The following is a 21,138-nucleotide window of genomic DNA, read 5'->3' as shown; positions in this document are numbered from 1 at the left end:
CCGTGACTGTCAGGGCACCCGCATCGACCTTCCGCCCCGCGCGACGCATCAGCGCGATCGGCGTCTCCGAGATTCTGAAGATCGGCGCGGTCGCGCAGCGGCTCAAGCGCGAGGGGCGGCCGGTGATCGTGCTGGGCGCCGGCGAGCCTGATTTCGACACGCCTGACCATGCCAAGGACGCGGCCGAGCGCGCCATCCGCGCCGGCCAGACCAAGTACACCATCCTCGACGGTTCGGTGGAGTTGAAGGCGGCCATATCAGAGAAATTCCGCCGCGAGAACGATCTCGTCTATGCCGCCGATGAGATCACCGCCGGCGCCGGTGCCAAGCAGGTAATCCACAACGCCTTCATGGCGACGCTCAGTCCCGGCGATGAGGTGATTCTGGCAGCGCCTTACTGGACCAGCTATGCCGACATGGTGCGCATCGCCGACGGCACGCCCGTCGACGTGCTCTGCCGCGAAGACAACGGATTTCGTTTGGATGCCGCCGATCTCGAACGCGCGATCACGCCGAAGACGCGATGGCTGCTGCTGAACTCGCCATCCAATCCGACGGGCGCTGCCTATTCGGCGGCGCAGCTGCGTCCGATCCTGGATGTGCTCAAGCGCCATCCGCATGTCTGGCTGATGGCTGACGACATCTACGAGCACCTGATCTATGACGGCATGCCGTTCGTGACGGCTGCGGCACTCGAGCCAAGTCTGAAATCGCGCACTCTGACCGTGAACGGTGTCTCCAAGGCCTATGCCATGACCGGTTGGCGCGTCGGCTATGGCGGGGGTCCGCGCGAATTGATCGCGGCGATGGCCGTGGTGCAGAGCCAGAGCACGACCAATCCGTCCTCGGTGAGCCAGGCCGCCGCGATCGCCGCGCTGACCGGCCCGCAGGACATTCTGATCGAGCGCCGCGCCGCGTTCCAGCGCCGCCGCGACATCGTGATCGATGCGCTCAACGCCATCGACGGTGTTACCTGCCGTCGGCCGGAAGGTGCGTTCTATGTCTATGCCAGCTGTGCCGGCTTGATTGGCCGCCGCGCCCCTGACGGCAGCGTCATCGACAGCGATGGCGCGTTCTGCAGGTTTCTGCTGGAGAGGCATGACGTGGCCGTGGTGCCGGGCAGCTGTTTCGGCCTTGCACCTTATTTCCGCCTGTCCTACGCCACCTCGGAACAAAACTTGCGCGAGGCCGTAAAGCGCATCGCCAAAGCCGTCAGGGAGCTGTCATGACCATCAGAAATACCCGCACGGGGGGCAAGATCCTGATCGACCAGCTGGTCGCGCAAGGTGTCGACCGCGTCACCTGTGTGCCGGGCGAGAGCTATCTGGCGGCACTCGATGCGCTGCATGACAGTCCGATCGACGTCGTGATCTGTCGCGCCGAAGGCGGCGCAGCGATGATGGCGGAAGCTTATGGGAAGCTCACCGGGCGGCCAGGCGTCTGCTTCGTCACCCGCGGCCCCGGCGCCACCAATGCCAGCCACGGCGTCCACATCGCGATGCAGGACTCCACGCCGATGATCCTGTTTGTCGGCCAGGTCGACACCGGCATGCGCGAGCGCGAGGCATTCCAGGAGCTCGACTACAAGGCCGTGTTCGGCACCATGGCGAAATGGGCGGTCGAGATCGACCGTCCCGATCGCATTCCGGAACTGGTCGCGCGCGCGTTTCGCGTCGCCATGCAGGGCCGCCCCGGTCCGGTCGTGATCGCGCTGCCGGAGAACATGCTGACCGAGACCGCTGCTGTTGCCGACGCGATGCGCATCGAGCCCGCAGTGAGCTGGCCGGCGCCTGCCGATGTCGAGCAGGTCAGTACGATGCTTGCGAGCGCCAAGGCGCCGCTCGTCATTCTCGGCGGCTCGCGCTGGACCGATGAAGCGACCAAGAGCATCGCGCGCTTCGCCGAGCGCTTCGACCTGCCGGTCGCAACCTCGTTTCGTCGGGCATCGCTGATCGACGCTGACCATTCGCACTATGCCGGCGATCTCGGCATCGGGCCGAGCCCGGGCCTGAAGGCGCGCATCGACAATGCCGACGTCATTCTTCTCATCGGCGGCCGCATGTCGGAAATGCCGTCCTCGTCCTACACGCTGCTCGACATTCCGACGCCGCAACAGAAGCTGATCCACGTGCATCCGGGCTCGGAAGAGCTCGGACGTATCTATCAGCCGGCGTTGGCGATCCAGGCGACGCCCGCTGCATTCGCGGCCGCTGTCGAGACGTTGAAGCCGGCAGGCGCGGTTGCATGGAAGGGCGAGGCCGCGAAGGCGCATGCCGATTATCTTGCCTGGACCGACAAGGCGCGCGAGTTGCCGGGCACCTTCCAGTACGGCCAGGTCATGACCTGGCTGCGCGATCGCCTGCCGAAGGACGCGATCGTCTGCAACGGCGCCGGCAACTATGCCGGCTGGATCCATCGCCATCACCGCTTCCACAGCTTTGCCGCCCAGCTCGCGCCGACCTCGGGCTCGATGGGCTATGGCGTGCCGGCGGGTGTGCTGGCGAAGCGGCAATATCCTGACCGTGTCGTCGTCGCTTTCGCCGGTGATGGTTGCTTCCTGATGAACGGGCAGGAGTTCGCGACTGCAGTGCAATACGATGCGCCGCTGGTCGTCATCGTCGTCGATAACTCGCAATACGGCACCATCCGCATGCACCAGGAGCGCGACTATCCCGGTCGCGTCGTCGGCACCCAGCTCAAGAACCCCGACTTCGCGATGTACGCCAAGGCGTTCGGCGGCCATGGCGAGCGCGTCGAGCGGACCGAAGAGTTCGCGCCGGCATTCGAGCGCGCACTGGCCTCGGGCAAGCCGTCGATCCTCCATTGCATCATCGATCCGCGGGCGATCTCGGTCGGCAAGGACTTTGCGCTCGCGGTGAAGGCCTAGCCGATGGCAGAGGGCCGCCACGTCGCCATCATCGGAGCCGGCGCGGTGGGCGTGATCAGCGCCATCGAGGCGCTGCGCGAGGGTCATCGCGTCACGCTGATCGACGCAGGCGAACCCGGTGGCGAACAGGCGGCGAGTTACGGCAATGCCGGCTGGCTTTCCTCGCATTCGGTGATCCCGCCGGCGGAGCCGGGCATCTGGAAAAAGGTGCCGGGCTATCTGATGGATCCGCTCGGGCCGCTCGCGATCCGCTGGTCTTACTTGCCGAAGGCGCTGCCCTGGCTGATCAAATATCTGCTGTCGGGCTGGACTGAGGCGCGGGTCGAGAAGACGGCGTTTGCGCTACGCGATCTCCTGAGGGACGCGCCGCTGCTGCATCGGAAACTCGCGGAAGAAGCTGGTGTCCCCGAACTGGTCGAACGCAACGGCGTGATGCACGTGTTTCCGTCGCGCGGCAATTTCGACAACGATCTCGGCTGGCGCCTGCGCAAGAAAGTCGGCGTCGAGTGGATGGAGCTCAGTGCCGACGAAATGCGTCAGCGCGAGCCGGATCTGCATCCGCGCTACACGTTTGGCGTGGTTGTGGAAGAAGCTGGACGTTGCCGCGATCCCGGCGCCTATGTCGCCGCGCTGGCTCAGCATGCGCTGGCGAGCGGCGCAAAACTCGTGCGCGCCAAGGCAACCGGTCTGAAGCTGAACGGCAACAAGCTCGTCGCCGTCCTCACCGAGACCGGCGAAGTCGCTTGCGATGCCGCGGTGGTCGCGGCCGGCGCGCATTCGAAGCGGCTGACCGCGTCGGTCGGTGATCCCCTCCCGCTCGAGACCGAGCGCGGCTATCACGTCATGATCGAGAATCCGGAATCGGGTCCGCGCAGCTCGATGATGGGATCCGACGTGAAGATGGTGGTGAACTGGACCGACAAGGGCCTGCGCGCTGCCGGCACCGTCGAGATCGCCGGCTTGGAGGCCGCACCGAACTGGAAGCGTGCCGAAATTCTGCGCAACAACCTCCTCAGCATGTTCCCAAAGCTGCCGAAGGACATTCCGGCCTCGCGCATCAAGACCTGGTTCGGCCATCGTCCGAGCATGCCGGACGGGCTCCCCTGCATCGGCCATGCGCGCGCCTCGCGCGACATCGTCTACGCCTTCGGCCATGGCCATGTCGGCCTGGTCGGCTCGGCCCGCACCGGTCGCCTCGTCGCCCAGCTCCTGAGCGGCAAGCAACCGGAAATTCCGCTCGCGCCGTTTTCGCCCAACCGCTTCCTCTGAGGTCGCACCATGATTCCTACAGCCAATTCGACCTCCCGCATCGCCCGTGGCGGCAAGGCCATCTACGGTGCGCCGCTCGGCATCCTGATGCTGGAAGCGCGCTTTCCCCGCATCCCCGGCGACATGGGCAACGGCACGACCTGGCCATTCCCCGTGCTCTACCGTGTGGTGAGCGGTGCGTCGCCGGAGAAGGTGGTGCTGAAGGGCGCGGCGGGCCTTCTGCCTGATTTCATCGATGCCGCCAAGGACCTGGTGCGGCTCGGGGCCGAGGCCATCACCACCAATTGCGGCTTCCTCTCGCTGTTCCAGAAGGAGATCGCGGCGGCGGTCGGCGTTCCCGTTGCAACCTCGTCGCTGATGCAGGTGCCGTGGGTGCAGGCGACCTTGCCGCCGGGCAAGCGCGTCGGCCTCGTCACGGTGTCGGGCTCGACCCTGACGCCGGCCCATCTCGAAGGCGCCGGTGTGCCGCTCGATACGCCGCTGGTCGGCACCGAGCACGGCAAGGAATTCTTCCGCGTCCTGATCAAGGCCGAGAAGGACGACATGGACGTCGCGCAGGCCGAGCGCGACGTGGTCGAGGCGGGGAAGCAATTGGTTGCGCAAAACCCTGATGTCGGCGCCATCGTGCTCGAATGCACCAACATGCCGCCTTATGCGGCGGCATTGCAGGCCGAAGTCGGGTTGCCGGTCTACGACATCTATTCCATGATCACCTGGTTTCATGCTGGACTGCGTCCGCGCGCCTTCAGCTGATTCCGCCTGTCGCACAGCTCTTCACAACCTCTGCGCTGCTTTGCATTGCAATCACTCCCACGGCCCCGGTATATTGGGCTGTGTTCGAACATGCATGCAGCTGATGATGAGCAACGTGGAACTGGCCTCCGATAGTATCGTCGATCGCGTCTATGAACAGCTCAAGGCGATGGCCGTGAGCTATGAGTTCAAGCCGGGCGAACGACTCAACGAAGGCGAGCTGGCCAAGCGCCTCGGCGTCAGCCGCACGCCTCTGCGCGAGGCGCTCAACCGGCTCAACACCGAAGGCTTCTTGCGTTTCACACCGGGCAAGGGCTTTTTCTGCCGCGAGCTCGACGCGCATGAGATCTTCGATCTCTACGAGCTGCGCAAGTCGATCGAGGTTGCCTCGGTCCGCCTCGCCATCAAGCGCGCCAAGGACGAGGACATCGACGGGCTGCTGAAATTCCTCGAGGCCACCGGCCCCGATCCTGGCGAGCGTTCCTCGGTCGAGCTCGTCGAGCTGGACGAGACCTTCCACGAGCGGCTGATGGCGATGTCGAACAATGCCGAGATGCTGCGCGTGCTGCGCAACGTCAACGCCCGCATCCGCTTCGTGCGCTGGATCGACATGGACAGCATCAACCGCTCCAACACCCAGGCCGAGCACCGCGCGGTCGTCGAGGGGCTGAAGGCGCGGAACGAAGAGGCCTGCGTCTCCGTGCTGGAGAAGCACATCGACCGACGGCTTGATCGCATTACGTCGGCGATCAAGGAAGGTTATGCGCAGATCTACATGCCGGCGGCGGCGCGGGCTGCGACGAATTGAGGGACTCTTCCTTCTCCCCTTGTGGGAGAAGGTGGCGCGAAGCGCCGGATGAGGGGTATCTCTCGGCGCGCGCAGATGTACCCCAAATGGAGAGGTACCCCTCACCCAGGCGATTATGTGTCTACCTGCAGTGATGCCCTCTCCCGCAAGGGGAGAGGGCGCAGCAACGCGCATCGCGCGATACCCTCAGCTATACAATCCTTCGATATCTGATCGTCCCAGACGGTCAGAGCTTTCGTTCGCAAGCACCGCTAGCCTGCCGCTCGAAATTCCACGGAGACATCAGGTGCATAGCCCAAAGCCGAATCCCGAAACCGACTGGCCGTCCGAGCTCTATCGCATCCTGAAAGCTGCCGATGTCCGGCAGATGTCCTACGTGCCGGATGCCGGCCACAGCCAGCTCATCCGCATGTTCTCCGCCGACAACGACGTCACCACCAACGTGCTGACGACCGAAGAGGAAGGCATCGCGATTGCCGCTGGTGCCTGGCTTGGCGGCCAGCGCAGCGTGCTGCTGATGCAGTCGAGCGGGGTCGGCAATTGCATCAACATGCTGTCGCTGTCGGCGATCGGACGCTTTCCGCTTCTGATGCTCGTGACCATGCGCGGCGAATGGGCTGAGTTCAATCCCTGGCAAGTACCGATGAGCCGGGCGACGCAGCCGTCGCTGGAAGCGATCGGTTTGAAGGTGATGCGGGCGGAGACGGCGGAGGATCTGGTCGAGACCGTCGAATCGGCTGCTGCGCTCGCCTACGAGTCCGACCAGCAGATCGCGGTTCTGATCGGGCAGCGCCTGATCGGCAAGAAGAAGTGGTGATAGTGATGACCGTTCCCTCTCAGCTCGATCGCCGTGCCGCCGTTGCGGCGCTCCTCAAGAATCGCGGGGACGCGCTGGTCGTCTCCGGTCTGGGCTCGCCGACCTACGATCTGCATGCGACCGGCGACCGCGACGATAATTTCTATCTCTGGGGCGCCATGGGCGGCGCCGCGCTGATCGGGCTTGGGCTGGCTCAGGCGCAGCCTTCCAGGCGCGTCATCGCCCTGACCGGCGACGGCGAACAATTGATGGGCCTCGGCGGCATCGCCACCATCGGCGTCGCGCGCCCACGCAATCTCGACGTCATCGTGATCGACAATCAGCACTTTGGCGAAACAGGCATGCAGGCGAGCCACACCGGCCGCGGCGTCGATCTCACGGCGATCGCCGTGGCGTGCGGCTTTGCCACGACCGCCACGGTGCGGACGTTGGAGGAAGTGCAGCGCCTCGCGGCTGATATCGCCGCGCCGGCCGATGGCCCGCGGCTTTTTGTCATCAAGGTGAGGGCCGAAAATCCGCCGCGCTCGCTGCCCTCGCGCGATGCCGTCTTTATCAAGAACCGGTTCCGTGCTCATCTCGGCTTCGCGGCGACCTAGCCCTCGGTCCTCTCCGGCGCGGGCCTGCCGCAAGCAGCTATCCTGGAGTGAGACCCATGAAACTATCCGGCAAGGTCGCCGCTATCACCGGTGCGGCGCGCGGCATCGGCAAGGCCTGCGCAAAGCGATTCCTCGATGACGGCGTCAAGGTCGTCATCTCGGATGTCGATGCCGATGGTCTGGCGGTAACGGCCGCCGAGCTGGGGCGGCCGGATGCGCTGCGCACCGTGGTCGGCAATGTCGCCAAGCGTGCGGATGTGGATCGGCTCGTCGCGACCGCTGTAAAGGAGTTCGGCCGCCTCGACATCATGGTCAACAATGCCGGCGTCGCCCGCAATCGGGACTTCCTGGAGATATCCGAGGAGGAATTCGACGAGATCATCGGCATCAATTTGAAGGGTGCGTTCTTCGGCGTGCAGGCCGCGGCGAAGCAGATGATCGCGCAGGGCAGCGGCGGCGGGGTCATCATCAACATGTCTTCCGTGAATGCGCTGCTGGCGATCCCGGCGCTTGCAACCTACGCCATGTCCAAGGGCGGCATGAAGCAGCTGACCTCCGTCGCCGCCGTCGCGCTCGCCCCGCACAACATCCGCGTCGTCGCCGTCGGACCGGGTACGATTTTGACCGACATGGTGGCGTCGTCGATCTACACCTCGGAGGACGCGCGGAAAACCGTGATGTCGCGCACGCCGGCCGGCCGCGGCGGCGAGCCGAGTGAGGTCGCCTCGGTCGTGGCGTTCCTTGCCAGTGACGATGCGTCCTACATCACCGGGCAGACCATCTATCCCGACGGTGGCCGGCTGATCCTGAACTACACAGTGCCGGTGAAGGATAAGTAGGGCGCTGTGTCTCTCAGTCGTCATGCCCGAGCTTGACCCGGGCATCCACGTCTTTCTGCGCCCGTGGCCGCGGGTGGATGGCCGGGACAAGCCTTGCCATGACGCGTGGCTGAGCTTGTCACTCCGCCGCCGCCGTCATCCCAAAACCCAGCCGCTTCGAAATGCCGCCGGCACAATCGCGCAAGGCATGGGCGATCGGGCTGTCCCAGCGCGCATCAAAGGTGCCTTCCGGGCCCATCGCGGTGATCACCAGCGCGACATGGCCGGCATGGTCGAACACCGGCGCCGAGAACGCATTGACGCCGGGCAGGGGATCGCCGAGCGCGCGGGCGAGGCCGTGCTTGCGGACTTCAGCCAATATCTCCTCGACCTTGGCGCCTTTCACCGGACGCTTCGGATTGTAGCCGACGCCGTGGCGATCGAGCCCGCTCTCGAGCGCGGCGTTGCTGGTCTTCTCCGGCAGGAACGCCGCGAAGGCGCGCCCCGTGGCGGTCTCCAGGAGCGCCATCACCGAGCCGGCGCGCATCACGATGTGCACGGGCTGGCCGGGTTCTTCCAGCTGCACCACGGTCGGGCCGTGCGTGCCCCACACCGCAAGCGAGACGGCGTGGCCGATCTGGTTCGCCAGAGCGGCGATCTTCGGCCGGGCGATGCGCACACCGGAGAGGCGGCGCAGGCTGATCAGGCCGAGCTCGAGCGCGAGCGCGCCGATCTCGTAGCGGCCGGTGGTCTCGTCCTGCTCGATCAGGCCGATGCGGGAGAAGCTGGCGAGATAGGGATGCGCTTTGGCCGGTGTCATGCCGGCCTCGCGCGCGAGATCGCGCAGCATCATCGGCTCGCCGGATCTGGCGAGTGCGCGGAGCAGTTCTCCGCCGACCTCGATCGACTGGATGCCGCGGCTTTCTCTCTTCATGCGCCTCCGATGCGCTTCGCTTACGCCGCGTCGCGCTTGGCGGCGCTGTCGGCGAGATGACGACCGGCAATGTAGCCGAAGGTCAGCGCCGGCCCAAGCGTGATGCCGGCGCCCGGATAATTACCGCCCATGATGCTGGCCATGTCGTTGCCGGCGGTATAGAGCCCGGGAATCACCTCGCCCTCGGCATCGAGCGCGCGCGCATTCTCGTCGGTGACGATACCGGCATAGGTGCCGAGATCGCCGACCACCATCTTGATGGCGTAGAACGGGCCGTTCTCGATCGGCGCGATGCAGGGATTCGGGCCGTGCATGGCGTCGCCCTGGTAGCGGTTATAGGCTTTCGACCCCTTGCCGAAGGCCGCATCGTGTCCCAGCGGCGCGGTCGTGTTGAACTGCTTGACGGTCTCGGTGAACGCCGTCGCATCGATGCCGGCCTTCGTCGCCAGCGCTTCGAGGGTGTCGCCGCGCAGGAGATAGCCGGTGTTGAGGTGATGACCCAGCGGCATCGGGAATGGCGGCACGCAGCCGAGCCCGTATTTGCGCAAGGTCGGGTGATCGCAGACGAGATAGGCCGCGATCTCCTCGCCGGGCTTTGCGGCCTTGATCATGGCCTGGACGAAGTCGTGATAGGAATTGCCTTCATTGGCAAAGCGCCGGCCGTCGCGCATCACCGCGATCACGCCGGGTTTGGCGCGGTCGATGAAATGCGGCATCACGCCCTTCGTCCCGTCCTTGCGCGTCGTCAGCGACACCGGGACCCACGCCGCCGCATTCGGCAGCCGTTCCTCGACATGCCCGCCCGCGCTTTCGGCAAGACGCAGGCCGTCGCCGGTGTTGCCGGTCGGTCCCGGCGAGAAATGCTCGTTGCCGGTCGGCGCGTGCGGGAACATCTTCTTGCGCCGCTCGACATCGTGCGGAAAGCCGCCGCAGGCGAGCACGACGCCCTGCCGGGCGCGGACACGCACGTCGCGGCCCTCGCGCGAGACGATCGCGCCGGTCACCGCGCCGTTCTCGACCGTCAGTTCGCGCACCGGCGACGACAGCCACATTGGAATCTTGAGGTCTAGCGCGGATTTCGCGAGGCGCCCGGCGAGCGCGTTGCCGTTGGTCAGCGTCATGCCGCGGCCGTAGCGCAGCACGTCCATCAGATGCCGCGACAGCCGCTTGGCGACGTAGACCGCCGACGTGATCGATTTGGTCACGCGCATGAAATGGATGATCTCCTTGCCGCTTCCGAGCATCATGCCGAACACGGTGAGCTCGGGCAGGGGCATGCCCAGGGTCTTGATCTGGTCGCCGAGCTCGCGGCCATCGAACGGGCGCGTGACCATGGAGCGGCCGCCCTGGGCGCCGCCAGGTGCTTCGGCGTGGTAGTCGGGAAACACCAGCGGCATGTCGAACCGCAACGCGGTCTTGGTGGTGAAGAAATCGACAGCTTCAGGACCTGCGCCGAGGAAGGCATCGACGCGCGCGGCGTCAAAATTGTTGCCGGCCTCGTGCCGTAAATAGGTGCGCGCCTGCTCCGGCGTCTCCGCGATGCCGTAGGCTTTCGCAAGCGAAGTGCCGGGGATCCAGAGCCAGCCGCCGGAGCGCGCGGTGGTGCCGCCGAAGCGCGGCTCCTTCTCGACGATCAGCACGTCGAGGCCGCGATATCTGGCGGTGATCGCGGCCGACATGCCGGAACAGCCCGATCCGGCGACGAGCACATCGCACTCGTACGTTTCGCTTGCGTTGCGCTCGATGCCGGTCATGTCTCACCTCACTTCTTCAACAGCGGACATTTGGACTCGGAGACCGGGCGGAAGGCGTCCGCGCCCTTCACCGTCTTGACGATCTCCAGATAATCCCATGGCTCCTTGGATTGCTCGGGCGACTTCACCTTGGCCAGATACATGTCGCGGATGACGCGGCCGTCCTCGCGCAACTTGCCGCCGTGGACGAAGGTATCCTCAATCGGCAGCTCGCGCATCTTGGCCATCACCTTGGCCGGGTCATCGGTGCCGGCGGCCTTGATGGCCTTGAGATAATGCAGCACCGACCCGTAGACGCCGGTGTGGATCATGGTCGGCATCACGTTGGTGCGGGCGAAGAATTTCTTCGACCAGGCACGCGTCTGTTCGTCCATGTTCCAGTACGACGCCGTGGTCATATAGGTGCCTTGCGCCGACTTGAGGCCGATCGCGTGCACGTCGGTGTCGAACATGAGCAAGCCCACGAGCTTCTGTCCGCCCTGGACCAGACCGAATTCGCCGGATTGCTTGATGGCGTTATCGGTGTCCTGGCCGGCATTGGCGAAGGCGACGACGTCAGCCTTGGAACTCTGCGCCTGCAGCGCGAAGGAGGAGAAGTCCGCCGTGTTGGTCGGATGCTTGACGCCGCCGAGCACCTTGCCGCCCAGTTCGTTGATGAAGTGGGTGGCGTCCTTTTCGAGCTGCTGACCGAAAGCGTAATCCGCAGTGATGAAGTACCAGGATTTTCCGCCTTCCTTGATCACGGCAGAGGCCGTCACCTTGGACAGCGCGTAGGTGTCATAAGTGAAGTGCACCGTGTTCGGGCTGCACAGCTCGTCGGTCAGCGAGCTCGCGCCGGGGCCCGAGAGCAGGGCGATCTTGTTGCGCTCGCGCACCATGTTGTGCACGGCGATCGCGATACCGGAATTGGGAATGTCGGCGACGGCGTCGACCTTGCCGTTGTCGAACCAGCCGCGCACGATATTGACGCCGACGTCGGTCTTCATCTGGTGGTCGGCACTGATGATCTCGATCGGCTTGCCGAGCACGGTCGGCCCGAACTCCTCCACCGCCATCTTGGCCGCCTCGACCGAACCCGGCCCCGAGTTGTCGCGGCCCCAGCTCGACAGATCCGTCAAGACGCCGATCCGCACCACGTCGTCGGAGACTTGCGCGGTGGCAGCTGTCGTCGTCGCGGCCGAAGTCATGGCCGCGAGCATGGCGCAGGCCAAAAGCCCTCTCATCGTCATTCCCTCTCTTTTATGGGCCGCTTGGTGCGACCGGCTGTTCTGGATGTAAATTAGATATTAGCGAACTAATTTGTCAATGGCGAATAATGCTTCGAATGCAATTCCGCGATCGCTGAGACGACGGTGGCAGCAGTGCGCGCAACTGCCTCAGCATCCGTCGTTGCGAGCGAAGCAATCCAGACTTTGTTCTCGGAGGCAGTCTGGATTGCTTCGTCGCAAGAGCTCCTCGCAATGACGGGCGTGGGGAGCAGCAGAGCGAAAAATCATCGCGCTGTGATACCGCGCTGGGGCAACACCTCCGCAGGTTGCAACGCTCAGCGCGATTGGTCATGATGCGCTCCGAATTTGGGGCGGATGGCAATGACTGTGGCAACGGGGGTCTCCGGCGAAACGGAGAGGTCGACAACGGCGCATGTGGTGTGGGCGAGCGCGCTTGGCACTGCGATCGAGTGGTACGATTTCCTGATCTACGGCACGGCTGCCGCTCTCGTCATGAACAAGCTGTTCTTCCCGAGCTTCGATCCATTTGTCGGCACACTGGCGGCATTCTCGACTTACGCGGTCGGCTTTGTGGCGCGACCGATTGGCGGCGCGATCATCGGGCATTACGGCGACCGGCTCGGCCGCAAGACAATGCTGGTCGCGACCATGATCGCGATGGGGCTTGGCACCTTCTTGATCGGGTGCCTGCCGACCTACAGCCAGATCGGCGTTTGGGCGCCGATCCTGCTCGTCATCCTCCGCTTTGTTCAAGGCATAGGACTCGGCGGCGAATGGAGCGGCGCGGTTGTCATGGTGGTCGAGCACGCCGGCATCAGGCGCGGCTTCTACGGCAGCCTGGTGCAGATCGGCTTTCCGGTCGGCGTCGCCGCGTCGACCGGCATCTTCGGGCTGATGACGCAACTGCCCGAAGCCGACTTCCTGAGCTGGGGCTGGCGTGTGCCGTTCCTGATCAGCATTCTGCTGGTCGGTATCGGCTTCATCGTGCGGCTGAGGCTCGCGGAAACGCCGCACTTCAAGGAGGTGGTCGAGCGCAAGGAGGTGCTGGCGCAGCCGGTGTGGGAAGTGCTTCGCCGCGACTGGCGCAGCTTTCTACTGGCGATCGGCATCACGGTGTCGGAGGTCGGGCTCGCGTATCTCCTCACCGTCTTCGTCGTTGTCTATGCCACGGCAAAGCTCGGCATGCCGCGCCAGGTGATCCTGAATGCCGTTGTCTATGCCGCGATCGTCGAGTTCGCGACGTTGCCGCTCGCCGGCTGGCTCTCCGACATCTTCGGCCGCAAGGCGCTGTATCTTGCCGGCGGCGTGTTTTCGGTCGCGCTGGCGTTTCCGCTGTTCTGGTTCCTCGACACCAGAGACCCAGTGCTGATCACGCTCGCGCTTGTGGTCACGATGACGCTGACGCATGCGCTGCTGTTCGGACCGAAGGCCGCCTTTATGCCGGAACTGTTCCGCACTCCGGTACGCTACAGCGGTGCCTCGCTTGGGGCCAATGTCGCAGCCGCGTTGAGTGGCGGCTTCTCGCCATTGATCGCGACCGCGCTGCTAGCCTGGGCGGGCTCCTACTGGCCGGTGTCGCTCTACATCATCTCGCTCTCGATCATCACCATCATCGCGACGTTGATGGCGCCGGAGACCGCCCGCGACGACCTGAAATTCTAACGGCAGGCAGCCACGTCCTGGATCACCAGAAACGTAATACTGGCGGGTGCCAGGCGGATCTGACCTGCCTGTGCGGCTCGCGGCACGAGGCGGGGCAGGTCATCGCTGGCAGTCAGGGCGAGTGTCGTGCCGTTCAATTGCACGCTCGCGCTCTGGAGGTGGCGCGCCCGAAGCGTGTAGCGGTCCGCGCGCGCCGCCAGCGTCACGGCGTGCGATCCATGTTGCGACGTGTTGATGAGGAGCACGGACGCCGCGCCTTTCGTCGTGGGATGGCAATGCGCATAGGCGTGAACGGTCAGCGCCGAGGCCATGCGGGTGTCGAGCACGGTCGTTCCCATCAGGCGATGCCAAAGCAGCGCGGCCCAGTAGTTCGGCCGTGGCCGAAACGTCTTCTCGTCGAGCAGGCCGTAGTCGCTCGCTGCGAGCGTGTTGTGCATCACCACCTGCACGCCGGCCTTGGCCAGGCGACCGAGCTGGTCGAGATAGCGAAAGCTGTCGAGAAAGGTCGCATCCCAGGGATTGCCGCCGCAGGCGGCGTCCGCAGTCTCCGTCAGCCAGATCGGCTTGCCCGGCTCGAATTCGTCGCGCAGTCCGCGGTAGACGGCCAGCGCCGCGTCGGTCCGCGAAAACCAGTCCTCGGATAGCGCATGGGCCGGATCGTCGTGCACGCCGCAGCGGGGTGAGAGTGTGTTGTAATGATGATAGGAGACACGATCGAGTCCGGGACTCGATGCGGCGAGCAGATCGCGCGTGTGGATGCCGACGGCCGCGGGCGAGGCGGAGTCACCGACGGAAGCAGGCCCGACGATCAGCGTCCCGGGAGATGCGCGCTTCATCCATGCCCGGAAGATCTTGAAGTCGCGGCTGTATGCATTTGCGTCATACCCCACCGGCGGACCGTTGTTCGCTGCAAGCGTCGGCTCGTTCATGAATTCGGCGGCAGCGATGTGGCTGCCCAGCGATCGCGTAAAGTCGACAAGCCGCTGCGCCTGGTCCGGCGCCCAGGTTCCGTCAGTGTCGCGGCTGCCGGGACTGACGGCGAAAGACGTCATGATCTCCGCGTCGGCCACGCCTGCGAAGTCGACGACGCCGCGCCATTGCGTGCGGGTGAGCACGGTGTTGAAGCCGGCAGGCGGAGCGGCCGGCGTGCCGTCGTTGCCGGCGAAGAAGGTCGCATTCGCCCAGGTGCCGCTCACGCGCACATAGGCCGGCCCGAGCGCCGCGGCGAGCTTGCGCAGATGCGCGTTGGCGAGATCGATCGGCGGTCGATAAGCGTAGCGATCACGCTTCATGTCGCCTTGCCCGTAGGGCTTCCAGAATCGGCCGCCGGTCACCTCGACCATCTCGATATTGTAGGACTGAAAGCGGGGATCGATCGTGCCGATCGCTCTCATGCGCTTGGCAGCGACGATCTCTGTACCCTTGCCGACCCCCGGCGATATCGCGATGACGAGCAGCGCCACGCCGGCGGCGCGGATAGCGCGCGCAGCTGCATTCGGAATGCTCCGCCCGGTCGCTCGCATGACGGTCGCCTTGTCTTGTCCAAGGGCCGATCCTAGCGCGTCATCTGCATGACGCGCTGCGATATCGAGGTCAAAGACGTTGCTCAAACATGCCTGATCCACTATCGGTCGGCCCGACGCAAATGGCCGTCCCCGGGAGCATAAGACATGAAAAAGACTTCCTCACCCACGCGACGCGATCTGATCGCAAGCGCCGCCATGGTAACCGCGGCGAGTATCGTTGATGCGGCGCCGGCGGCAGCGCAGGCGGCACCCAAGCCGATTTTTCCGGTGCCGATGGTGACGATCCCGATCGTCGGCGAGACGAACGTGTTCCAGGTCCGCCGCATCTACTGCATCGGCCGCAACTATGCGGCGCACGCGATCGAGCGTGGCTCGGATCCGAGCCGCGAGCCGCCGTTCTTCTTCCAGAAGCCGACCGATGCGATCCAGAACGTCGCGATCGGCGCAGTGGCCGATCATCCCTATCCGTCGCTAACCAAGAACTATCATCACGAGGTCGAGCTGGTCGCTGCGCTCAAATCCGGCGGCACCAACATTCCGGCGGAGAAGGCGCTCGATCACGTCTATGGCTACGCGCTCGGGCTCGACATGACCCGTCGCGATCTCCAGAACGGCATGGCCGCGGAGAAGAAGCCGTGGGAGATCGGCAAGAGCTTTGACCACGCTGCGGTGCTCGGTCCGATCCACCCGGCCACCAAGACCGGCCATTTCGACAAGGGCGCGATCTCGCTCGCGGTGAACGGCGCCGTGCGGCAGAACTCGGATCTCAGCAAGATGATCTGGAGCGTCGCCGAGCAGATCGCAAAGCTCTCGGAAGCGTTCGAGCTGAAGGCCGGCGACATCATTTATTCCGGCACGCCGGAGAATGTCGGCCCGGTCGTAAAGGGCGACGTGCTGCTGTGCAAGCTCGAGGGCTTGCCTGACATGTCGATCAAGATCGTCTGAGGATCCGCTTCGAAGCGTGGGAACTCTGGCAAGTCTTTGAATTGCCAGAGTTCCCTGGGCGTTTGCCTCTCATTGGGCCACGAACAAACCTGCTGTGGCCTTATTTGCGGATGAGTGATCTCCCGTGAGGGAGGCGCTCCGATGAACAAAGCTTTGATCACTGCCATCGTGCTGCTGGCGGGTATACCTGCAGGCGCCGTTGCGCAGGAACGTGCCGGCTCTGCGGCGTTGGGCGCGGTGTCCGGTGCCGTCGTACTCGGTCCGATCGGTGCGGTCGCGGGTGCAGTGATCGGCTACACCGCCGGCCCCTCGATCGCGCGGTCATGGGGTATGCACGGCTCGCGATCGGCAAGACACCGGCAGCCATCACGTCGCGAGGCAAATCGCGTTCCGGCGCGCACGCGCGAGGCCATGGAGGCTAACGGCCAGATGAGGGCTGCGACCACTCCACCGGTTCAAGCCGCCCCCGCGGCGCAGCCTGTTCAAGCTGCACCTGCAGCGCCGGTGCAGACAACGCTGCCGCCCGCGCAGGGGTTCGAATAAGGGGTGACGCGCTAAGCCGCAGTGGTCTTCGGTCGCAGCCGGTCCACGGTCCTCGCAATCAGCGACGCCACCTCCGCGACCTTCGGTCCAATCCGGAACTCGGGGCCTGCAACGACGACGGAGAGGCGGCGATCGCCGATCGGCAGCGGGATCGCAGCACCCGCGAGGTCGCGGCTGTAGTCGGCAAAGCTCTGGCAGTAGCCGCGCGCGATCGAATTGCGCAGCTCGGCCTCGACCGCCTCGATGCTGATCGGCGTCGAGGGGCCATATTGCTTGAACTCGATCTTGCGATAGACGGAGTCGCGCTCGTCCGGCGTATATTGCAGCAACAGCGCGCGGCCGCTGGCCGTGGCGTGGATCGGCACGCGGTGCCCGATGGTGGCGAAGTAGCGGATCGCGGCCCTCGACTCGACGACATCGATGAAGACCGCCATCACGCCGGCGGGCGCCACGATCGATGCGGTCTCGCCGGTCTCGGCGGAGAGGTCGGCGATCAACTGATGCGTCCACGGCGGCAGCGGCTCGACCTCGGAGATCATCCGTGCCATCGCCAGCCATCGCGGCGTCGGATAGAAGCCGGCGCGGGGACGCGGTTCGTAGAGATAGCCCTTCTCCGACAGCGTCGCGAGCAAGTTGAAGGTCGATGAGCGCGGCCAGCCGAAATGATCGGCGATCTCGGCAAGCGTCGCCGGCTTCCTCGTTTGCGCGAAGAATTCCATGATCTCCAGGACGTTGGCGGCTTGGCGAACGATCATGGTGGGGCTTTGTGTCCTACTCTAGCTCTGGCCGAGAATCTTCTTCGCGGCGCGAAGATGCGGCTTGTCGATCATCTGGCCGTCGAGCCGCAGCGTGCCGGAGTTCGGATTGCTCGCGAAGGCCGCGATCACCTTCTCCGCCCAGATGCGCTCGGCGTCGGTTGGGTCGAACGCCGCGTTGACAACATCGACGTGCTTGGGGTGAATCAGCGCCTTCGCCGAAAAGCCATCGCGCCGTGCCGCGCGTGTTTCCTGTTCGAGGCCTGTGAGATTGTCGATGTCGGTATAGACGGTGTCGATTGGCGCCACTTCCGCTGCAGCCGCTGCCATCAGGCAGAGATCCCGCGCGAGACGATAGGGGCTGTGGAACACGCCGCCGGACGCCTTCTCGGTGGCGCCGAGAGAGGCGGAAAGATCTTCCGCGCCCCACATCAGGCCTGCGAGGCGGGGGGAGCAGCCCTTGTAGCTGCCGAGGCCGAAGATCGAGCTGGCGGTCTCCGTCGCGACGCAGACGATGCGCGTTGCGCCGACCGTGATGCCGGCCGCGGCTTCCAGCGCTTCGAGCCAGGTTGCGACCTGGCGCACGTCGTCGCCGCCCTGCGATTTCGGCAGCACGATGCCATCGGGCTTGCCAGGCATCACCGCGGCAAGGTCCGTCAGCGTCATTCCGGTGTCGAGCGCGTTGACGCGGACATAGAGCTGATGCGGCTTGTTGCGGCTCTTCAGCATCGCAAGCGTGAGCCCGCGCGCCTCCGGCTTCTTGTCGGTGACGACCGAGTCCTCGAGATCGATGATCAGCGCGTCGGCCTTGCCTTCGCTCGCCTTCTCGAATTTGCGCGGGGAATCGCCCGGCACGAACAGCATCGAACGCATCAGACCGGCCTCTTGTGCATCATCGCCATGCGGCGGCATTTGCCGACGATCTCGTCGTTCTGGTTCAGGGCGTGATGCTCGAACTCGACGATGCCCGCTTTCGGGCGTGATTTGGATTCCCTCAACGAAAGCACCTTCGTCGTCGCCCGCAAGGTGTCGCCATGGAAGACCGGTTTTGGAAAAGTCACGTCGGTCATGCCGAGATTGGCAACTGTGGTCCCCAAGGTCGTATCATAGACCGTCATGCCGATCATGATGCCGAGGGTGTAAAGGCTGTTGAAAATGCGCTGGCCGAACTCGGTCTTTTCCGAGAAATGCGCGTCGATATGCAGCGGCTGCGGATTGAGCGTCAGCAGGCTGAACATGGTGTTGTCCATCTCCGTGACGGTCCGGCTCAGCGGATGCCTGAACTCCTGGCCTACGGAAAAGTCCTCGAAATAAAGTCCGGCCATCGCGGTTTCCTCCCTGTCGTCGTACGAATTGGGCGGCGCCTGGCTTTAGGGCGGCGGCGCCAGATGAACTGCCTTCTGCTCCGCAAGCCGCTCGATCTCCTCAGTGGAGAAGCCGGCGTCGCGCAAAATGTCGCGGCCGTGCTGGCCGAGCGCCGGCGCCGGGCCAGCCGGTTCCGGCTGGGTCACGCTCCAGGTCGAGGGCACGCGCATCTGGCGGACGCGGCCCTCGACGGGGTGGTCCACCGTCTTGAAGAAATCGATCGCCTTGAGATGCGGATCGTCCAGGATCGTCTCCAGCGTGTGCATCGGCATCACCGGAATGTCGGCGCGCTCCAGCAACTCGCGCCATTCCGCGGTGGTGCGCGTTGCGAAGATGTGGCCGATTTCCTCGTAGATCTCGTCGATGTGTCTTGTACGTGCGGCGTGGTTGGAAAAGCGCGGCTGCTCGAGGAAATGCGGCTGCCCGATCGCCTCGAAGAAACTGCGCCAATGCTTGTCGTTGTAGATGAGTACGCAGAGATAACCGTCGCTGGTCTTGTAGGGCCGGCGATAGCGCGAGAGCAGGCGGGCGTAACCGCCGTGGTCGAGCGGTGGATCGTAAGTCAGGCCGCCGAGATGATCGACCAGCACGAACTCGGTCATGGATTCGAACATCGGAACGTCGATGCGCTGGCCCTGGCCGGTGCGCTGCTGGTGCATCAAGCCGCCCATGATCGCGTTGACCATCATCAGGCCGACGATGCGGTCGGCGATGGTGACGGGGACGTAGCGCGGCGTGCCATCGCCGGCAGCAGCTAACAGCGTGGGGATCGTGGCGGCGCCCTGGATCAGGTCGTCGTAAGCGGGCTTGGCGGCATAGGGGCCGGACTGGCCGTAGCCGAACGCGCCGACATAAACGAGCGCCGGATTGATCGCGGCCAGCGTCTCGTAGTCGAGACCGAGCCGCGCCATCGCCTGCGGTCGCACATTATAGACCAGCGCATTGGCGCTCCTGGCCAGCCGCAGCAGCGTCTCGCGCGCTTCCGGCTTCTTCAGATCGAGCACGATGCTGCGCTTGCCGCGGTTGGCGTTGAGGAACATCCCGCCCATGCCGGGCGTACGGCCGGGACCGATCTGGCGAACGATGTCGCCCTCGGGGCTTTCGACCTTGATGACGTCGGCGCCCATGTCGGCCAGCACCTGTGTGCCATAGGGGCCCATCAGCACCGAGGTCAGGTCGAGAATGGTGAAGCCGGCGAGCGGTCCCATGGGGCCTCGTTGGATCAATTCATATACGTGGAGTTAGAGTTCATATTTTGAGCATGTCAATTCAGGTGGCTCGCCATATGGTGCATGGCCCTATGCATAGTTCATATACTTGACATATAAATTCACGTATATGTACATTTTCATCAAGCAAGAAATGGAGCGAAGGCCGAACGGTCTGGCAGCCAGCGGCTGCTGCCTTCGGCGCGGGACGCGTCAGGGAGAACGACATGAAGAAGAATCTGGTCCGGGCGGCAGCTTTGCTCGCTCTGTCGCTGCCGGTTTCGACACAACAGGCGCAGGCGCTCGAGCTGAAGGTCGCCGATAGCTTCCCCGCCGGACATTATCTCGTCCGCCTGATGCTCAAGCCCTGGATGGACGACGTCACCAAGCGCACCAACGGCGCGGTGACCTTCACCTATTATCCGAACCAGCAGATCGGCAAAGCCGCCGATATGCTGCGGCTGACGCAGTCGGGCGTCGTCGACATCGGCTACATCGGGCCATCCTACGTCTCAGACAAGATGCCGCTGTCGGAAGTCGCGCAATTGCCCGGCGCGTTCGCGACCAGCTGCCAGGGCACGCTCGCTTATTGGAAGAGCGCGCGCGAAGGCGTGCTGGCCAAGCAGGAATACGCGCCCAACAAGATCAAGCTGCTGATGGCCGTGGTGCTGCCGCCGTATCAGGTTTGGACCGTCAAGTCCAAGGTCGAAACGGTCAAGGACATGCAAGGCCTGAAGCTGCGCACCACCGGTGGCGCGCAGGATCTCACGCTGCGCGCGCTCAACGCCGTGCCGGTGCGCATGGCTGCGCCCGATGCGTATGAGTCGCTCTCGCGCGGCACGATGGACGGTCTCTTGTTCCCGCTGGACAGCGTCGTGGCTTACGGACTCGACAAGCTGGTCAAGCATGCCACCGAAGGCGTCAGCTTCGGCAGCTTCATCGTGGCCTATTCCATCAACCAGTCGATCTGGGACAAGCTGCCCGACGACGTGAAGAAGGCGATGAACGAAGCCTCCGAGGCGATCACGCCGAAGGCCTGCGCCGACGTCGACAAGGAAGGCGCGGTCACCAAGAAGCAGATGCAGGACGAAGGCGTCACCTTCGATCCGCTGCCGGAGGCGACGCGCGCCGAAATGAAGGACAAGCTCAAGGGCGTCGGCCACGAATGGGCGGCCGGCCTCGACAGCCGCGGCAAGCAGGCCTCTGCCGCGCTGAAGGAGTTCGAAGACCTGCTGGCCGCCGGCAACAAGTAATCCTGAAACGAACAGG

19 protein-coding genes and 1 pseudogene are annotated in these 21,138 nt (G+C 64.6%); 12 read left to right on the top strand and 8 right to left on the bottom strand.

Going from position 1 to position 21,138, the window contains the following annotated elements; translation table 11 throughout:
* Positions 1-2: 2 nt before the first annotated feature.
* The 8 genes from JQ631_RS23670 to JQ631_RS23635 all read left to right on the top strand — a co-directional run bounded on the left by JQ631_RS23670 (position 3) and on the right by JQ631_RS23635 (position 7,969).
* Entirely contained in the window at positions 3-1,229 is a 1,227-nt protein-coding gene (locus JQ631_RS23670) for a pyridoxal phosphate-dependent aminotransferase (RefSeq protein WP_212329835.1), read from the top strand.
* Positions 1,226-2,887, top strand: coding sequence for a thiamine pyrophosphate-binding protein (locus JQ631_RS23665; RefSeq protein ID WP_212329833.1), 1,662 nt, complete (start codon positions 1,226-1,228; stop codon positions 2,885-2,887). The genes JQ631_RS23670 and JQ631_RS23665 overlap by 4 nt, the downstream gene beginning before the upstream one ends.
* A 3-nt stretch (positions 2,888-2,890) precedes the next feature.
* The gene (locus tag JQ631_RS23660; RefSeq protein ID WP_212329831.1) at positions 2,891-4,156 is read left to right on the top strand and encodes an NAD(P)/FAD-dependent oxidoreductase; all 1,266 of its coding nucleotides are present in this window, start codon (positions 2,891-2,893) and stop codon (positions 4,154-4,156) included.
* A gap of 9 nt (positions 4,157-4,165) precedes the next feature.
* Positions 4,166-4,909 carry an aspartate/glutamate racemase family protein gene (locus JQ631_RS23655; RefSeq protein ID WP_212329829.1) on the top strand — a complete coding sequence of 248 codons (744 nt, stop codon included), beginning with the start codon at positions 4,166-4,168 and terminating at the stop codon, positions 4,907-4,909.
* A gap of 94 nt (positions 4,910-5,003) precedes the next feature.
* Positions 5,004-5,717, top strand: a complete 714-nt coding sequence (locus JQ631_RS23650; protein WP_212329827.1) for a GntR family transcriptional regulator — start codon at positions 5,004-5,006, stop codon at positions 5,715-5,717.
* 286 nt (positions 5,718-6,003) lie between these two features.
* On the top strand, positions 6,004-6,534 hold the full coding sequence (locus tag JQ631_RS23645; protein WP_212329825.1) for a thiamine pyrophosphate-binding protein: 531 nt from the start codon (positions 6,004-6,006) through the stop codon (positions 6,532-6,534).
* A gap of 5 nt (positions 6,535-6,539) precedes the next feature.
* Positions 6,540-7,130, top strand: a complete 591-nt coding sequence (locus JQ631_RS23640) for a thiamine pyrophosphate-dependent enzyme (RefSeq protein ID WP_212329823.1) — start codon at positions 6,540-6,542, stop codon at positions 7,128-7,130.
* A 56-nt stretch (positions 7,131-7,186) separates the two neighbouring features.
* Positions 7,187-7,969, top strand: coding sequence for an SDR family NAD(P)-dependent oxidoreductase (locus tag JQ631_RS23635; RefSeq protein WP_212329821.1), 783 nt, complete (start codon positions 7,187-7,189; stop codon positions 7,967-7,969).
* Positions 7,970-8,087: 118 nt separating this feature from the next.
* Here the strand turns inward: JQ631_RS23635 and JQ631_RS23630 are convergent, their stop codons facing one another.
* The 3 genes from JQ631_RS23630 to JQ631_RS23620 are packed head-to-tail and all read right to left on the bottom strand — an operon-like array spanning position 8,088 to position 11,859.
* A complete protein-coding gene (locus JQ631_RS23630) occupies positions 8,088-8,882 on the bottom strand; it encodes an IclR family transcriptional regulator (protein ID WP_212329813.1) in 795 nt (264 codons plus the stop codon).
* A gap of 20 nt (positions 8,883-8,902) precedes the next feature.
* A complete protein-coding gene (locus tag JQ631_RS23625; protein WP_212329811.1) occupies positions 8,903-10,636 on the bottom strand; it encodes an FAD-dependent oxidoreductase in 1,734 nt (577 codons plus the stop codon).
* An 8-nt stretch (positions 10,637-10,644) separates the two neighbouring features.
* The gene (locus JQ631_RS23620) at positions 10,645-11,859 is read right to left on the bottom strand and encodes an ABC transporter substrate-binding protein (RefSeq protein ID WP_212329809.1); all 1,215 of its coding nucleotides are present in this window, start codon (positions 11,857-11,859) and stop codon (positions 10,645-10,647) included.
* A 366-nt stretch (positions 11,860-12,225) separates the two neighbouring features.
* On the opposite strand from JQ631_RS23620, the gene JQ631_RS23615 reads away from it, so the two are divergent.
* Positions 12,226-13,527 (top strand): MFS transporter, encoded by a 1,302-nt coding sequence (locus JQ631_RS23615; RefSeq protein ID WP_212329807.1) that lies wholly within the window; start codon positions 12,226-12,228, stop codon positions 13,525-13,527.
* Here the strand turns inward: JQ631_RS23615 and JQ631_RS23610 are convergent.
* Positions 13,524-15,050 carry a glycosyl hydrolase family 79 N-terminal domain-containing protein gene (locus tag JQ631_RS23610; RefSeq protein WP_212329805.1) on the bottom strand — a complete coding sequence of 509 codons (1,527 nt, stop codon included), beginning with the start codon at positions 15,048-15,050 and terminating at the stop codon, positions 13,524-13,526. The genes JQ631_RS23615 and JQ631_RS23610 overlap by 4 nt on opposite strands.
* A 147-nt stretch (positions 15,051-15,197) precedes the next feature.
* Here JQ631_RS23610 and JQ631_RS23605 point away from each other — a divergent pair, with 147 nt between their 5' ends.
* Complete coding sequence (locus JQ631_RS23605; RefSeq protein ID WP_212329803.1) at positions 15,198-15,998, top strand: fumarylacetoacetate hydrolase family protein; 801 nt, start codon at positions 15,198-15,200, stop codon at positions 15,996-15,998.
* A gap of 141 nt (positions 15,999-16,139) precedes the next feature.
* A complete protein-coding gene (locus JQ631_RS23600; protein WP_212329801.1) occupies positions 16,140-16,541 on the top strand; it encodes a hypothetical protein in 402 nt (133 codons plus the stop codon).
* A gap of 11 nt (positions 16,542-16,552) precedes the next feature.
* Here the strand turns inward: JQ631_RS23600 and JQ631_RS23595 are convergent, their stop codons facing one another.
* The 4 genes and pseudogenes from JQ631_RS23595 to JQ631_RS23580 all read right to left on the bottom strand — a co-directional run bounded on the left by JQ631_RS23595 (position 16,553) and on the right by JQ631_RS23580 (position 19,869).
* Positions 16,553-17,296 carry an IclR family transcriptional regulator gene (locus JQ631_RS23595; protein ID WP_212329799.1) on the bottom strand — a complete coding sequence of 248 codons (744 nt, stop codon included), beginning with the start codon at positions 17,294-17,296 and terminating at the stop codon, positions 16,553-16,555.
* A gap of 21 nt (positions 17,297-17,317) precedes the next feature.
* Positions 17,318-18,169: an HpcH/HpaI aldolase/citrate lyase family protein gene (locus tag JQ631_RS23590; protein WP_212329797.1), complete on the bottom strand. Its 852-nt coding sequence runs from the start codon at positions 18,167-18,169 to the stop codon at positions 17,318-17,320.
* Positions 18,169-18,636, bottom strand: a pseudogene (locus JQ631_RS23585) (MaoC family dehydratase); the annotation flags it as partial. The pseudogene JQ631_RS23585 and the gene JQ631_RS23590, both read right to left, overlap by 1 nt.
* A 30-nt stretch (positions 18,637-18,666) precedes the next feature.
* Positions 18,667-19,869, bottom strand: a complete 1,203-nt coding sequence (locus JQ631_RS23580) for a CaiB/BaiF CoA transferase family protein (protein WP_212329787.1) — start codon at positions 19,867-19,869, stop codon at positions 18,667-18,669.
* Between the two features lie 227 nt (positions 19,870-20,096).
* Between JQ631_RS23580 and JQ631_RS23575 the strand changes: the two genes are divergently transcribed.
* Positions 20,097-21,122, top strand: coding sequence for a TRAP transporter substrate-binding protein (locus JQ631_RS23575; RefSeq protein ID WP_212329784.1), 1,026 nt, complete (start codon positions 20,097-20,099; stop codon positions 21,120-21,122).
* Positions 21,123-21,138 lie beyond the last annotated feature (16 nt).

This window comes from Bradyrhizobium manausense (assembly GCF_018131105.1).
Classification (GTDB): domain Bacteria; phylum Pseudomonadota; class Alphaproteobacteria; order Rhizobiales; family Xanthobacteraceae; genus Bradyrhizobium; species Bradyrhizobium manausense_B.
Note: the sequence above shows the minus strand (reverse complement) of the source record. Positions and strands in the feature narration are given on the sequence as shown.